This window comes from Streptomyces sp. NPDC048612 (assembly GCF_043199295.1).
GTDB lineage: Bacteria > Actinomycetota > Actinomycetes > Streptomycetales > Streptomycetaceae > Streptomyces.
On record NZ_JBICVV010000003.1, the window covers coordinates 415,598 to 429,183 of the forward strand.

The 13,586-nt window shown below is 71.4% G+C and carries 14 protein-coding genes and 1 pseudogene; 5 read left to right on the plus strand and 10 right to left on the minus strand.

Annotated features, from left to right (window positions below; genetic code table 11):
- Positions 1-67: 67 nt before the first annotated feature.
- The gene (locus tag ACGFN2_RS07895; RefSeq protein ID WP_362614028.1) at positions 68-466 is read right to left on the minus strand and encodes a metalloregulator ArsR/SmtB family transcription factor; all 399 of its coding nucleotides are present in this window, start codon (positions 464-466) and stop codon (positions 68-70) included.
- A 435-nt stretch (positions 467-901) separates the two neighbouring features.
- On the opposite strand from ACGFN2_RS07895, the gene ACGFN2_RS07900 reads away from it, so the two are divergent.
- Entirely contained in the window at positions 902-1,276 is a 375-nt protein-coding gene (locus tag ACGFN2_RS07900; RefSeq protein WP_393358361.1) for a VOC family protein, read from the plus strand.
- Between the two features lie 24 nt (positions 1,277-1,300).
- Here the strand turns inward: ACGFN2_RS07900 and ACGFN2_RS07905 are convergent, their stop codons facing one another.
- Together ACGFN2_RS07905 and ACGFN2_RS07910 are read right to left on the minus strand one after the other, a co-directional pair.
- On the minus strand, positions 1,301-2,161 hold the full coding sequence (locus ACGFN2_RS07905; RefSeq protein ID WP_393358363.1) for a siderophore-interacting protein: 861 nt from the start codon (positions 2,159-2,161) through the stop codon (positions 1,301-1,303).
- A 32-nt stretch (positions 2,162-2,193) separates the two neighbouring features.
- Positions 2,194-2,652, minus strand: a pseudogene (locus ACGFN2_RS07910) (excinuclease ABC subunit UvrA); the annotation flags it as partial.
- Positions 2,653-2,733: 81 nt separating this feature from the next.
- Here ACGFN2_RS07910 and ACGFN2_RS07915 point away from each other — a divergent pair.
- From ACGFN2_RS07915 to ACGFN2_RS07925, 3 genes are all read left to right on the plus strand, one after another.
- Complete coding sequence (locus tag ACGFN2_RS07915; RefSeq protein WP_393358365.1) at positions 2,734-3,534, plus strand: TetR/AcrR family transcriptional regulator; 801 nt, start codon at positions 2,734-2,736, stop codon at positions 3,532-3,534.
- Positions 3,535-4,027: 493 nt separating this feature from the next.
- A complete protein-coding gene (locus ACGFN2_RS07920) occupies positions 4,028-5,131 on the plus strand; it encodes a right-handed parallel beta-helix repeat-containing protein (RefSeq protein WP_362614018.1) in 1,104 nt (367 codons plus the stop codon).
- 7 nt (positions 5,132-5,138) lie between these two features.
- Complete coding sequence (locus ACGFN2_RS07925; protein ID WP_393358367.1) at positions 5,139-6,167, plus strand: methyltransferase; 1,029 nt, start codon at positions 5,139-5,141, stop codon at positions 6,165-6,167.
- A 113-nt stretch (positions 6,168-6,280) separates the two neighbouring features.
- Here ACGFN2_RS07925 and ACGFN2_RS07930 read toward each other — a convergent pair whose 3' ends face one another.
- From ACGFN2_RS07930 to ACGFN2_RS07960, 7 genes are all read right to left on the minus strand, one after another.
- Positions 6,281-6,613, minus strand: coding sequence for a TcmI family type II polyketide cyclase (locus ACGFN2_RS07930; RefSeq protein WP_362612746.1), 333 nt, complete (start codon positions 6,611-6,613; stop codon positions 6,281-6,283).
- A 53-nt stretch (positions 6,614-6,666) separates the two neighbouring features.
- Positions 6,667-7,140, minus strand: coding sequence for an SRPBCC family protein (locus ACGFN2_RS07935; RefSeq protein WP_362612747.1), 474 nt, complete (start codon positions 7,138-7,140; stop codon positions 6,667-6,669).
- A 1-nt stretch (position 7,141) separates the two neighbouring features.
- Positions 7,142-7,411: an acyl carrier protein gene (locus ACGFN2_RS07940; protein ID WP_362612749.1), complete on the minus strand. Its 270-nt coding sequence runs from the start codon at positions 7,409-7,411 to the stop codon at positions 7,142-7,144.
- Between the two features lie 15 nt (positions 7,412-7,426).
- Positions 7,427-8,677, minus strand: coding sequence for a ketosynthase chain-length factor (locus ACGFN2_RS07945; protein WP_393358370.1), 1,251 nt, complete (start codon positions 8,675-8,677; stop codon positions 7,427-7,429).
- Complete coding sequence (locus ACGFN2_RS07950; RefSeq protein WP_362612754.1) at positions 8,674-9,942, minus strand: beta-ketoacyl-[acyl-carrier-protein] synthase family protein; 1,269 nt, start codon at positions 9,940-9,942, stop codon at positions 8,674-8,676. The genes ACGFN2_RS07945 and ACGFN2_RS07950 overlap by 4 nt, the downstream gene beginning before the upstream one ends.
- Positions 9,939-10,373 carry a cupin domain-containing protein gene (locus ACGFN2_RS07955; RefSeq protein ID WP_362612756.1) on the minus strand — a complete coding sequence of 145 codons (435 nt, stop codon included), beginning with the start codon at positions 10,371-10,373 and terminating at the stop codon, positions 9,939-9,941. The genes ACGFN2_RS07950 and ACGFN2_RS07955 overlap by 4 nt, the downstream gene beginning before the upstream one ends.
- A 68-nt stretch (positions 10,374-10,441) precedes the next feature.
- Complete coding sequence (locus ACGFN2_RS07960; RefSeq protein WP_393358373.1) at positions 10,442-11,560, minus strand: SchA/CurD-like domain-containing protein; 1,119 nt, start codon at positions 11,558-11,560, stop codon at positions 10,442-10,444.
- 250 nt (positions 11,561-11,810) lie between these two features.
- On the opposite strand from ACGFN2_RS07960, the gene ACGFN2_RS07965 reads away from it, so the two are divergent.
- Positions 11,811-13,445, plus strand: coding sequence for an FAD-dependent oxidoreductase (locus tag ACGFN2_RS07965; RefSeq protein WP_393358583.1), 1,635 nt, complete (start codon positions 11,811-11,813; stop codon positions 13,443-13,445).
- The last annotated feature ends 141 nt before the right edge of the window (positions 13,446-13,586 follow it).

The window sequence follows — 13,586 nt, forward strand, 5'->3', positions numbered from 1 at the left end:
CCTGTCCCGGTGGGGCACATGCGGACGTTTCCCGTCCGGTCACCGTCGGTGGAGCGGAGCGCGTGGTTCACGAGACCGCCCCCACTCCGCCGGCCGCCGGCACCCCGCCGGCCGTGGGCCGGGTCCGGGGCTCGGCCTGCCGGAGTTCGGCCAGCAGGGCGTGCTGCCCGGTGAGCACCTCGGCGAGCACCCGGCGGGCGGCCCGCAGCAGCTCGGTGACCTCGTCGCCGGCCAGCTCGTAGACGACGGTGGAACCGCTGCGGGTGGCCGTCACCAGCCCCGAGCGGCGCAGCACCGCCAGCTGCTGGGAGAGCGCGGACGGCTCCACCCCGATCGCGGTGAGCAGCCCGCGCACCGGCATCGGCCCGCTCTGGAGCAGCTCCAGCACCCGGATACGGACCGGATGGCCCAGCATCCGGAAGAATTCGGCCTTGGCCTGACAGACCGGGGACCACGCACCATTCATGTCCGCGCCCCGCTCCCGGTTCCGGTCGCGGACCGCGCCGCACATACCCGTTCCCCTGCCGATTCGGCGAAACCGCCCACGCATGTCCTCCGCGTTCAGGCCGCACGGCCGTCGCGTCATCTGTTGAATTGCGGAATTCTGCAACTGTAGACGACGAGGGCGGGCGACTTGAATGGGTGTGGGGGACAAACCCGGGAGCGGGCGCGGTACGGGGCGCGGCCGGACGGGCGCTCCGCCGCCCGCTCGCCGCCCGGACCGCCCCGGCCGGACGAACTCTGCGGCAGCCGCACGCAGTTGTCGCACGGGCCGCACCGCCACCGTCGGGGACGCGCTAAGCCCCGGGCCCGCACCAGGTCACGGCTCCCGGAGCCGCCGGTGCGCCGTCCGCCGTAATCCCGGTGGACAGCCCGCAGCCCCAACCACATAGTGACGCCCATGACTTCACTGGTACGCCACCTCACCATCGACTGCACCGACGCCTACCGCCTGGCGAGCTTCTGGGCACAGGTGCTGGACGGCTCACTGGCCGAGGACGATCTGCCGGGCGATCCGGAGGCCACGGTCACGTCCGCGGGCAGTGCGCTGCTGTTCATCACGGTTCCCGAGGCCAAGACGGTGAAGAACCGGGTGCACCTGGATCTGCAGCCGCAGGGTTGGGGCCGGGACGAGGAGGTCGAGCGGCTGCTGGCGCTCGGCGCGACGATGGTGGCCGACCACCGGCGGACGGACGGGACCGGGTGGGCGACGCTGGCCGACATCGAGGGCAACGAGTTCTGCGTCGAGCGCAGCGCGGCGGAGCGGGCGGGCTGAGCGGCCCGCCGCACACGGCAGCCCTCAGCCCTGCGGCGGCCGGGCGGCCGCGAGGCGTTCCCGCGCCTCGGCGAGGTCCTCCTCGGTGGGCGCGTCGTCCTGGGTCAGGCTCCGGCGCCAGTACCCGCTGAAGTCGATCTGCCGCTTTTCGATCCCGCGCTCCCCGACCAGATGGCGCCGGAGGGCGCGGACCGTCCCCGCCTCACCCGCCAGCCAGGCGAAGACCGTCCCGGGCGGGAAGGTGAGGGCGCGGACGGCCGCCGGCAGGGCGTCGCCGCGCCCGTCCGTGTGCACCCACCGCATGGTGAGGTCAGCCCGGGTGGTGAAGCGCTGCTCATCGGCCGGGCCGGGCACCTCGACGCAGGCCAGTGCGCGGGTGCCGGCCGGCAGCGCCTCGACGAGGGAGCCGAGGGCCGGCAGCGCGGTCGCGTCGCCGGCCAGCAGCACCCAGTCGGCCCGGTCCAGCGGCAGCGCCCTGGCGTACTCGGCGGCCGGGCCGTACCGGGCGAGGGTGTCGCCCACGGCGGCGGAGGCCGCCCACCGGGTCGCCGGGCCGGCCGTCTCCGGCGTGCCGTGCAGCACGAAGTCGACGGTGATCCGGTGCCGGACGGGGTCGTGGGAGCGCACCGTGTAGCTGCGCATCCAGGGCCGTTCATCCTCGGGCAGGGCGAGGTAGGCCTGATACCAGCGCATCGCGTCGCCGTCGGCGGCGTCGGGCAGCCGGGGCGCGCGCTGCCCCGGTTTGGGGAAGAGCAGCTTGAGCTGCTGGTCGGGCCAGGTGAGGAAGTCGTCGAGGCCGTCACCGGCGAAGGTGAAGCGGACCATGTGCGGGGTGAGCCGCCGGACGTCGGTGACCTGGATGAGCGCGACGGGCACGGCCGTCATCGGGTCCTCCATGGAGCAGCAGGGGCTGGGGTGAGCCCGGAGTGGGCGAGGGTCTGCCAATACCACGAGCCGACGGTGAAGCCGGGAGCGGTGATCTCCCCCTCGTTGAGGGAGAGTTCGGTGTCCACCAGCCGGCGGGTGTCGATCGGCGGGACCCGGCCGAGGCCCTGGCACTCCTGGCACATGCCCGCGCTCAGATGGTGCAACGCGTCGACGTCGGGGCGGCCCTGACGCGGCATGAAGGACTGGATGAAGGCCGTGCAGGTCTCGTTGATGAGCCGCTGCGACTCGGCGGCGATGGTGCCGAAGACCAGCGAGGACTTTCCCGAGCCGGAGACGCCGGTGAAGACGGTGAGGCGGCGCTTGGGAATGTCGAGCGAGATATCGGCGAGAGTGTTCTCCCTGGCGCCGCGTACCTGGATCATGTCGTGGTGGTCCGCGGCCGGTTTCTCCCCTTCGTCCGGCCGCCGCCGGGTCTGCCGGTCCCCCATGTGCGTTGCCAGCCCCCTGATATCTTTACACCGTAAAGAGTTCACTCGGGGACGCTACTTTACGCCGTAAGGAGTTAGCAAGTGGTGGTTTTTGCGGGCCAGGGCGACGCCCGTCGTTCGATGACGCTGCTGTGGCGCGGGGAGGGCACCGACGGGGCGCGGACCCGCCGGTGGCCGGGGCCCAAACCGGCGCTGAGCGTGGCGGCGATCGTGGAGGCCGGGGTGGCGGTCGCCGACGCCGACGGCATGGCGGCGCTGTCCATGCGCGCGGTCGGTGAGCGGCTGGGCCGGACCGCGATGGCGCTCTACACCTACGTCCCCGGCAAGAACGAGCTGGTGGACCTGATGTACGACCACGTGCTCGCCGAGATGCCCACCGAGTACGACCTGACGCCGGGCTGGCGCGCCGCGGTGACCTCCTGGGCCGAGGACACCTGGGAGTTCTCCCTCCGCCACCCCTGGGTGCTGCAGGTCTCCCAGGCCCGCCCGGTGCTCGGCCCCAACGAATACCGCGCGCTGGAGACGCTGCTGCACCTGCTGTACACGACCGGGCTGAGCTCCGGGGTGCTGCGGCGGGTGGTCGGGGCGCTGTTCCACTTCATCCGCGGCGCCGCGCAGACCGTCACGGAGTCACGGCAGGCCGCGGCCTCGACCGGGGTGTCCGACGAGGAGTGGTGGCAGGCCCGTTCCGGCCTGCTGACCGAGATGGTCCCCGACTTCGCCGAGCGGTATCCACTGCTGGTGCGGCTGGAGACGGAGGGTGCCGCCCCGGACCCGGGCGACGCGGTCCCCTATATGGAGCGCGAGGCGCGCAGCACCTTCGACATCGGACTGGGCGTCATCCTGGACGGTATCGAGACGGCGGTCCGCGAGGGCCGCTGAGCGGTCTCCGGCGGGCGGCGGGCCGCCCGCACCGCGGCCGTTGGGGTGATCAAGCGGGTTCACTGCCCCCGCGCCGGTGTCGTCGGCCGGGCCTGGCGCGTTGGTCTTCCGTGACCGTTTTCCGCGCCCGACCGTGGTTTCTGCCGACCAGCCTGGCGGCCTTCCTGACCGAGGCGGGTCCGGACGAGCCGGCTGACGACCCGTCGGACGCCCGGTCCGGCACCGGGCCCGACGCACCGTCGGATACGCCGTCCGACGACCCGTCCGATACCCGGTCAGCTGATTCCGGACCAGCCGATTCCGGACCGCGTTCCGACACGCCCGGCACCCCCGGCAAGGCCGCCGAAAGGCCCGTTGACCGGCCCTGATGTCGGGCCCGACGGCAGGCCGGGCAACGGAACTGACGGCGTGTCGAAAGCTGCCCGATGCACACACCGTGACGATCGGCTCACCACGTGTGGCGAGCGGAAGTGATCGCCCATAGCTTCGCCTCATGGTGCTACGACAGATGAAATACATGGGCTGCGTCGCCGCGATGATGATCGGCGGCCTGGGCGCGGCGTCCCCCTGCGACGCCTCGGGACGCCATGTCGTCCACGCAGGCGAATCGATCCAGCGCGCGGTGAACAGAGCGAGACCGGGTGACACCATCGTCGTCCGGCCCGGTATCTACCGGGAGAGCGTGTTCATCAACAAGTCGCGGCTGCGCCTGATCGGCGCGGGCCACAAGACGGTGATCACCCCGTCGGGCAGGCGGGCCACGAACGCCTGCGGGCGGGACGGCAACGGCATCTGCGTCATCGGGAAGGGCAGGCCGCTGCGGGACGTCAGCATCCGCTCGCTGACCGTCCGGGGCTTCAAGAAGAACGGGATCTTCGCCTCCGGGACCGACCGGCTCTCGGTACACCACGTGACCGTCCGGAAGAACGGTGTGTGGGGCATCGCGCAGGAGAAGTCGATCCGGGGCATGTTCCGGGACAACAACGCCATCGACAACGGCGACGCGGGCATCTTCCTCGCGAACAAGACCAAGGAAGAAGGCGGCGGCGCCGACACGCGGGGCGCCGTGATCAGCGACAACTACCTCGCGGGCAACCGCATCGGCGTCACCATCCGCCGGGTCAGGAACCTCACGGTCGGCTACAACACCATCACCAGGAACTGCGGTGGGGTGTTCGTCGTCGGCGACGAGTCCCGCCCCCAGGCCGGCGCGCTGACGGTACGGAACAACTCCATCTACAAGAACAACAAGTTCTGCCGCGGCAACAGCCGGCTGCCGGACATCCAGGGGTCCGGCATCGTGCTCACCGGCGCCGAGCACGTCCTGGTGCGGCGCAACGTGATCCGGGACCACCACGGCAAGTCCCGGCTCTCCGGCGGTGTCGTGCTGTTCCACAGCTTCGTGAAGGTGCTCAACCACCACAACGTCATCAGCCACAACATCGTGCTGCGGAACAAGCCGGTGGACCTGGCCAACCGGGACCTGCCCGGCAGGGGCAACCGCTTCATCGGCAACGTCTGCCGGACCTCGGAGCCGGCCGGGCTGTGCCGGCGGCTGCACCGGGACGGGCTGAACCCCTCCGCGACGGGAGAGTAGAGGCGCCATGACCACCGTAAGTTCCACTCCCCAGCCCGCCATGCAGCTCCGGGAGCTCATCTTCGGAGCCGCGTGTGCGGCGGCCGTACGGGCGGCGGCACGCCTCGGCGTCGCCGACGCGCTCGGCGACCGGCCCGCCACCGCGGAGGAGCTGGCCGCCACGGTGAAGACCGAGCCGCGGCCGCTGGACCGGCTGCTGCGCGCGCTGTCCTGCTACGGGATCTTCGCCGAGACCGAGGACGGGAAGTACGTCCACACGGAGATGTCCCGGCTGCTGCGGGAGGACACCCCGAACAGCCTGCGCTACATCTCCCTGTGGTGCACGGAGCCGTGGACCTGGGATGCCTGGCCGCGGCTGGACGACGCGGTGCGCTCCGGCCGCAGCGTCTTCCCCGACCTGTACGGCAAGGGGTTCTTCGACTACCTGCACCAGGACGCACGGGAGTCGGCCGAGGTCTTCGACCGGGCGATGACCACGTCCAGCAAGCAGTCGGCGCAGGACATCGCGGGGCTGCTCGATCTGACCGGGGCGTCCTCGGTGGCCGACATCGGCGGTGGCCAGGGACATGTTCTCGCCAGCCTGCTGGAGAAGCACCCCACGCTGCAGGGCACCCTGCTCGACCTGCCCACGGTCGTGGCCAACCCGGACCCGCGGCTGCGGGACGGCGGCGCGCTGGCCTCACGGGTACGGATCGTGCCCGGCGACTGCCGCGACGACATCCCGGTCCAGGCCGATGTCTACATCATCAAGAACATCCTGGAGTGGGACGACGAGAGCACCCGCAGGACGCTGGCGAACGTCGTCCGGGCCGCCCGGCCCGGCGCCCGCGTCGTGATCATCGAGAACCTCGTCGATGACAGCCCGTCCATGAAGTTCACCACCGCCATGGACCTGCTGCTGCTGCTCAATGTCGGCGGCGCCAAGCACACCAAGGCGAGCCTGGTCAGCCGGATGGCGGAGGCCGGGCTGAAGGTCGGCGAGATCCTCGTCGTCAACCCGTATCTGCACGCCTTCGAGTGCACCGTTCCTGAGTGAGCGGTTCCGGAAACGGCGGGTCGCCCGGCGCGGAGGCTGCTCCGCGCCGGGCGGTCCCGTTTCTCCCGGGAACGCGCGAGAGCCGGGGGATCGCCCCGGCTCTCGCGCGTTCCTCAGCTGCTGCCGTCGCGCTGCCAGCTGTAGAACTGCTGGGCCATCGCGTCCTTGGGGCTTCGCCAGGTCTCCGGGTCGTAGGCGCTGACGAAGGCGGACAGCTGGTCGCTGACGGCGCGGAACTCGGGGTGCTCCGTCACCTTCGCGATCTCCGGGCCGGGCGGCCGGTCGGATTCGATGAGGTGCAGGTACACGTCACCGAACTGGAAGAGGGTCCGCCGCGAGACACCGACCAGGTGCGGCAGTTCCGTACGGTCCGAGGCCCGGAAGACCTCGGCGATGTCCGGAGCCGAACCGGGTTTCATGCGGGCGACGATCAGAGCGTGATGCATCAGGGGTCCCTTCGTTGCCGCCGGGTGGCGGTCCGCACGCGGCCTGGCGGCCGTCAGCTGACGGTGGCGGACCGGCGCTCGCGGTCCCGCTGCTCGATCCGGTCCCGGATGAGCTCCATCTGAATCCGGGAGTTGCGGTTGATCATCTCGGTCATGCCCTTGTCGTCGACCGGGGCGTCGGGCTTCATCGCGAAGTCCTGGGTCCAGTGCATGGAGGTGCCGCCCGGGATCTCGGCGTACTTCCAGTGGATGTCCATGTGCGCGAACGGGCCGGTCTCGACGCGGCGGGCGCGGACCGAGCGGTTCTCACGGTCGACGACGCGCTCGGAGACCCAGCTCCAGACCGTGCCGTTGTCGTCCGGGTGCATCGTCAGCCGGAAGGTGGTCTTGTCGCCCTCCCTGGACAGCACCTCGACCGAGGCGTACTCACTGAACAGCTGCGGCCAGTTCTCGATGTCGTTGGTGATGTCCCAGACGAGGTCGAGGGGCGCCGCGATGGTGATGTCGTTCTCGGTGTGGCCGGGCATGTCATGCTCCTGTCGTAGGTACGGTGTCGTTGGCGGTGTTGACGAGGGCGAGGAAGTCGCGCGGCGTCTTGCAGCGCTCCGCGTCGGTCGGCATCGGCCGGCCCTGCCGGTTCTCCAGCTCGCCCACGATGCCGAGGAGGCCGAGCGAGTCCAGGCCGAAGTCCGCGAAGGTCGCGTCCTGCCGGTTCGCCAGCTCCTTGGGGTCGACGGTGAGGCCGGCGGCCGACTTCATCAGCGCGGCCAGCTCATCGAGCGTCAGTTGAGCGGTCATCTGAGGTTCTCCTTCTCATGAGGGGGAGCCGGAGCCCTTCCGCAGCACCATCGCCGCGTTCGAGCCCATCAGTCCCCGGCTCAGCACCAGCGCCGTCCGCAACTCGGCGGGGCGGGCCCGGCCGGTCACCACGTCAAGCTCGTGGCAGACGTCGACGACGTTGGGGGTGGGCGGCACGACGCCGTGCTCCATCGCGAGCACCGCGGCCGCGGTGTCCAGGACGGGGGCGCCGCAGTACGCCCGTCCGGTGCCCGTCTTGGGTGCGGTCACCGGGACCTGCGAGGCGTGCCGGCCCAGGACGTCCGCGAGCGCCAGCGCCTCGGCCCGGTCGGCCGCGGGGACGCCGAGCGCGTCCGCGAACACCACGTCGATCTCCTCCGGGGCGCACCGCGCGTCCTCCAGCGCGCCACGGATCGCATGGGCGAGCCCAGCCCGGGACTCCTCCCACAGGGAGGCCCCGGTGAAGGTCGCGGCATGCCCGGCCAGCACGGCCCGGACACTCGCCCCGCGGCTCACGGCCGCCGTCTCCTCCTCGACGATCAGCATCGCGCCGCCCTCTGCGGGCACGAATCCGCACGCGCCGCTGGTGAACGGGCGGTAGGCGCGGGCCGGATCGTCGAGCTTGCTCAGATCGTCATAGCCGAGCTGGCAGACGACCGAGTAGGGAGCCAGGGGTGCCTCGGCGGCACCCACGACGACGGCATCGGTGCCGCGCCGGATGGTGCGGGCGGCATGCGCCAGGGCGTCCAGGCCGCCCGCCTCGTCGCTGGCCACGACTCCGCACGGCCCCTTGAAGCCGCCGCGGATGGAGATCTGTCCGGTGCTCGCGGCGTAGAACCAGGCGATCGACTGGTACGGGCCGACATGGCGGGAGCCCTGGCCCCAGAGCCGTTGCAGCTCCCGCTGGCCGAACTCGCCGCCGCCCGACCCGGCGGCCGTGACGACCCCCACCGCGAACGGTGAGTCGTTGTAGTCGGCACGGCCGAGCCGGGCGTCGTCCAGCGCGAGGTTGGCCGCCGCCATCGCGAAGTGGGTGAACCGGTCGGTCTGGACGAGGTAGCGCTCCTCGATCAGATCCGCCGGGTCGAAGCCCCGCACCTCACCGGCGACCTTGAGGGGCAGATGCTCGCACCCCTCACGGGTGACGCGGTCGAGGACGCTGATGCCCTCCACCGTCGCCTTCCAGAAGGTCTCGGTGCTCACCCCGTTGGGGGCGATGACACCGATACCGGTGACGACGGAACGACGTTCTTCAGGGGAGCTCATGATGCCCTCCCACCCTGTCGGGTCAGTACCACAGCTGACTGGAATCCACCGAAGCCGCTGCCGACCGAGAGCACCGAACGCAGCGGCAGCTCCCGGGCCGTCTTGGGCACGTAGTCGAGGTCGCACTCCGGGTCCGGAGTCTCGTAGTTGGCCGTGGGCGGCACCACCTGGTGGGTGAGTGCCAGCACACAGGCCACGATCTCGATCGCGCCGATCGCCCCGAGCGAGTGGCCCACCATGGACTTGATGGAACTCATCGGCACCTTGTGGGCGTGGGCACCCAACGACCGCTTGACCGCGGCCGTTTCGTGCCGGTCGTTCTGCTGGGTGCCCGAGCCGTGCGCGTTGACGTAGTCCACCTGGGTGGCGTCGACCCTGGCGTGACCGAGTGCGCGGTTGATCGCCTCAGCCATCTCCAGGCCTTCCTGGGTGAGACCGGTCATGTGGTACGCGTTGCCGAAGGTGGCGTAGCCGCGTATCTCACAGTGGATGGTCGCGCCGCGGGCGCGGGCGTGTTCCAGCTCCTCCAGGACGAGGACGGCGCCGCCCTCCCCCATCACGAATCCGTCGCGGTGGGCGTCGAACGGACGGGAGGCGTGTGCCGGGTCGTCGTTGTTCGCCGAGGTCGCCTTGATCGCGTCGAAGCAGGCCACGGTGATCGGGGAGATCGGTGAGTCCGAGGCGCCGGCGACGCACACCTCGACCCGGCCCTCCTCGATGGACTGGAAGGCGTAGCCGATGGCGTCGAGGCCGGAGGTGCAGCCCGTGGAGACGGTCTGCACCGGGCCGTGGGCACCGATCTGCTCCGCCACCGCGGAGGCGAGCGAACTCGGGGAGAACGCCCGCTCCAGATGGCGGCCGGCCGGCCGGTGGTCGACGTCCCAGCGCGCACCGTGGCTGCTGACGGCGACATAGTCGTGCTCCAGGCGCGTGGTGCCGCCGACCGCGGTGCCCAGGGACACCCCGATGCGCCAGGGGTCCTCGGCCCCGGTGTCCAGGCCGGCGCTGCGCAGCGCCTCCTCCGCGGCGACCATCGCGAACTGGATGTACCGGTCCGAGCGGGCCACCTGCTCCTCGCTCAGACCGTGGGCCGCGGGATCGAAGTCGCACTCGGCGGCGATACGTGAACGGAAACCCTCGGGGTTGAAGAGGGTGATGCCACGGGTCGCCGTACGGCCGGAGGACAGCAGGTCCCAGAAGGCGGGCACGCCCACGCCGCCCGGAGCGACGATGCCGACGCCGGTGACCGCCACGCGGCGGGTCATGACACCGGCTCCGTGCGTTCCGGTGGCGCGACGGGTGTGCCCTCTTCCGTGCCCTCGGTGTCGACGTGGCCGAGCTCGGGGCGCGGCGCCAGCGGGCCGAGGTGGAAGACCATGCGGGCCTCGACGTCCCCGACGTTGCGGAAGCGGTGCCGCATGTAGGGCGGGATCAGCAGGCCCTGGTCCGGGCGCAGCGGGTGCGGCTCCCCGTCCAGGTCGACTTCGAGCGCGCCTTGCACGACGTACACGAACTCCTCGGAGTACGGGTGGTAGTGCTCGCCGATGCGCTCGCCGGGCTGCACGAGTGCCATGCCCATGAAGCCGCTCGTGGCGCCCACCGCGCTGGGTGTCAGCATGGCGCGCAGATCACCTCCGCGCCGGCGGTTGGGCTGGGTCTCGCTGAGGTCCACGATGCGTGGGCGGTGCGTGGTCATGGCTGTTCCTCCAGGGGCGTGGTGCCGGCGGGTGAAGGGGGTGAGTGGCCTGCGACGGCCGGCGGGCGTCAGGCGCCCGGTGCCCGGCGGTCGGTGATGAGGGCCATGTCGGAGCGCTCCAGGAAGTGCGCGATCTCGCGGTCGTTGGACAGACCGCCGGCCACATCGGTGTCGATGAGGCGCCGCAGCACGGCCGTCTTGCGCGGACCGCGGACACCGAGCGACAGCATGGGGTCGCTGTCGACGGGGATGCGCAGGTCGACCATCCGGACCACGACGTCGTCGCGCTGGAAGATGGTGCTGCCGGCGACGGGGCAGGACGGGTCGTCGGCGGCCAGTTCGTCCTGGCGGGCCAGCATCCGGGCCAGCGCCATGCCGCAGCCTTCCTTGGCCGGGTAATACAGCGCGTGCCGGCGGATGCCCTCGGGCTGCTCCCCGGCCGCCGCGACGTGGTGCACCGCGGGCAGCGCGGCGCGGGTGAAGAACACCCGGGCGGAGTTCGGATCGCTGAGGTCGCGGTCCTGCTCCAGATACGGGTTGATGGCCTCCTCGACGGCCCGGACCTCGGGCTGCTGGGAGATGTGCCGCAGCGCCGCGACGAGGTCGCCCTGCACCTCGACCGCGCGCACGACGCGGTTGCCGTGCATGAAGAGGGAGGTGCGGCGGAGCCTGGTGGTGTCGTCGACCCGGGCCTCCGGGGAGGTGTAGCCGGCGAGGATCTCCGCGACCATCGACTCACTGCCCGGCTTCACGGTGAAGGTCAGCGCGTGCCGTACCACGCCGTCACCGACACGGGGGTTGGCCTGGAGCCGTCCCTTGGGGGGCTCGGGCGTGAGGCTGGCGATGTTCGAGGTCTCGCGCAGCACACTGAAGCGCAGCGACCGGGTGTCGCGGACACAGCCGTGCAGCGGCTGCACCATCTTGACGTGTTCCTCGCTGTTGACCCAGGCCAGGAACGGCGGTGCGCTCTCCCATTCGCTGGTGATGAGCCACTGCGAGGGGTTCTCGATGGACTGGCACAGCTGGTCGGTGATGTGCCCGGGGACGGACGCGACCTGGTTGCGCAGGTGCTCGTAGGCTTCCAGGAAGTCCTGCTGGGCTCCCTCGTGGAGATCCAGGAGCAGCACGACCCGCAGCCGTGAGCCGTCGAAGGCTGACTGGGATATTCGTTCCGACAGCGTTGTCATCGTCTACGCATCTCCTTCGGGGCCCGACGGCCCCAGTGGTGCGTCGTCAGTTCCGGTGCGATCCGGTGACTGAGCCGGATGGTGGGGGCGGCCTGCCCGGTGTCCCGGGGGCGTCCCGGATTCGATCGTGGCCGGGACCCACGGGTGGCGCGAGATCTGTGAGCCATGCAGGTGAACCGTGATCGAACACGGCCGCAGCCGGGCATTCGTGCTCCATCTGCCGTACACGTCCCTGGAGCTGGAGCACGCAATGAATCCCACCGCCGAAGACCGGGTTCCGGTACTCGTCGTGGGCGGGTCCCTGGTCGGCCTGTCCGCCTCGCTGTTCCTGGGACGTCTGGGCGTCAGACACCTGCTGGTCGAGAAGCATTCGGACACCTCGCACCACCCGCGCGGGCGGGGCAACAACGTCCGCACGATGGAGCTGTACCGGGTGGCCGGGGCCGAGCAGCGCATCCGCGACGCCGCGTCGACGCTGTCCGACAACCACGGCATCCTGCAGGCCCGTTCGCTCACGGGTGACGAGCAGGAGTGGCTGTTCAAGGAGATCGACCCGGGGGGCGGGCTGGCCAAGTTCAGCCCGTCCGCCTGGTGTCTGTGCAGCCAGAACGACCTGGAGCCGGTGCTGGTGCGCTGCGCCCGGGAGCTCGGCGGTGACCTGCGGTTCTCCACCGAGCTGAGCTCCTTCGAACAGGACGCGCAGGGTGTGACCGCGGTCCTGAAGAACCGGGAGACCGGTGAGCTGACCACCGTCCACGCGGACTACCTGATCGCGGCCGACGGCCCGCGCAGCCCGGTCCGGAGCCGGCTGGGCATCGGCCAGACCGGTCCCGGCGACCTGTTCCACAACGTGAGCATCACCTTCCGCGCGCCGGCGCTCGCGGACGCCGTGGGCGACCGCCGCTTCATCGCCTGCTACCTGACCAACCCCGAGGCCGACGGTGCCCTGCTGCCGGTGGACAACCGGGCCGAGTGGGTCTTCCACGCCCCGTGGCACCCGGACCGGGGCGAGACCCTGGAGGACTTCACCGACGAGCGGTGCATCGAGCACATCCGCCGGGCAACGGGCGTACCGGACATGGCAGTTGAGATCACCGGCAAGGCGCCGTGGCACGCCGCCGAGCGGGTCGCCGAGCGGTACGCGGCCGGCCGGGTCTTCCTCGCCGGCGACTCGGCCCACGAGATGTCCCCCACCGGGGCGTTCGGCTCCAACACCGGCATCCAGGACGCCCACAACCTCGCCTGGAAGCTCGCCGCCGTGCTGAACGGCTGGGCGGACCCCGGACTGCTGGCGTCGTACGAGGCGGAGCGGCAGCCGGTGGCGCGGGAGACCAGCGCCCGTGCCTCGGCCCGCTCGGCCGAGCACAGCCACCCGGGGTACGTCCCGGCGCCCGGCGCGGGCGGCGGCCGCCAGCGCGGGGTGCTCACCGTGGCCCTGGGCTACTGCTACCCCCAGGGCGCGGTCGTCGGCGCCGATCCCGGTCTGCCGGTGGTGCCCGAGCAGCTGCGGCTGACCGGCGAACCGGGCTCCCGCGCCCCGCACATGTGGCTGCACGCCGCCGGCGAGCGCCGCTCGACCCTCGATCTGTACGAGAAGTCCTTCGTCCTGCTGACCGGCACCGACGGCGAGATGTGGCGCACCGCGGCCAAGGGCGCCAACGAGGAGTTCGGCCTGGGCCTGGAGTGCTACATGATCGGCACCGGGCCGAACGACGACCTGGCTCCCGAAGAGGGCGCCGACTGGGCCGAGAAGCACGGGACGACGCCGGAGGGCGCGGTGCTGGTGCGCCCCGACGGCTTCGTCGCCTGGCGGGCCGAGGGACGGGTGGCCGACCCGGAGGCGGCGCTCCGGGAGGTGCTCGCCTCACTGCTGTGCCGGAGCTGACCGGCCCGGCACGCCCCGGCCCTGTGCGAAGCACGGCGGCCGGGCCCCCTGGGACATGAGGACGGAGGGGCCGGCGGGACATCCGCCGGCCCCTCCGGCGCGCGAACGTATCTTCTGCCCGTCACCACCGCAGGGGCATCT

What these genes read in the sequence shown, in the direction of transcription:
- ACGFN2_RS07940 (WP_362612749.1), bottom strand. Translation starts at nt 7,411, where the DNA reads ATGACCGCTCAACTGACGCTCGATGAGCTGGCCGCGCTGATGAAGTCG.
- ACGFN2_RS07900 (WP_393358361.1), top strand. Translation starts at nt 902, where the DNA reads ATGACTTCACTGGTACGCCACCTCACCATCGACTGCACCGACGCCTAC.
- ACGFN2_RS07950 (WP_362612754.1), bottom strand. Translation starts at nt 9,942, where the DNA reads ATGACCCGCCGCGTGGCGGTCACCGGCGTCGGCATCGTCGCTCCGGGC.
- ACGFN2_RS07895 (WP_362614028.1), bottom strand. Translation starts at nt 466, where the DNA reads ATGAATGGTGCGTGGTCCCCGGTCTGTCAGGCCAAGGCCGAATTCTTC.
- ACGFN2_RS07965 (WP_393358583.1), top strand. Translation starts at nt 11,811, where the DNA reads ATGAATCCCACCGCCGAAGACCGGGTTCCGGTACTCGTCGTGGGCGGG.
- ACGFN2_RS07930 (WP_362612746.1), bottom strand. Translation starts at nt 6,613, where the DNA reads ATGCATCACGCTCTGATCGTCGCCCGCATGAAACCCGGTTCGGCTCCG.
- ACGFN2_RS07960 (WP_393358373.1), bottom strand. Translation starts at nt 11,560, where the DNA reads ATGACAACGCTGTCGGAACGAATATCCCAGTCAGCCTTCGACGGCTCA.
- ACGFN2_RS07935 (WP_362612747.1), bottom strand. Translation starts at nt 7,140, where the DNA reads ATGCCCGGCCACACCGAGAACGACATCACCATCGCGGCGCCCCTCGAC.
- ACGFN2_RS07945 (WP_393358370.1), bottom strand. Translation starts at nt 8,677, where the DNA reads ATGAGCTCCCCTGAAGAACGTCGTTCCGTCGTCACCGGTATCGGTGTC.
- ACGFN2_RS07920 (WP_362614018.1), top strand. Translation starts at nt 4,028, where the DNA reads ATGGTGCTACGACAGATGAAATACATGGGCTGCGTCGCCGCGATGATG.
- ACGFN2_RS07955 (WP_362612756.1), bottom strand. Translation starts at nt 10,373, where the DNA reads ATGACCACGCACCGCCCACGCATCGTGGACCTCAGCGAGACCCAGCCC.
- ACGFN2_RS07905 (WP_393358363.1), bottom strand. Translation starts at nt 2,161, where the DNA reads ATGACGGCCGTGCCCGTCGCGCTCATCCAGGTCACCGACGTCCGGCGG.
- ACGFN2_RS07925 (WP_393358367.1), top strand. Translation starts at nt 5,139, where the DNA reads ATGACCACCGTAAGTTCCACTCCCCAGCCCGCCATGCAGCTCCGGGAG.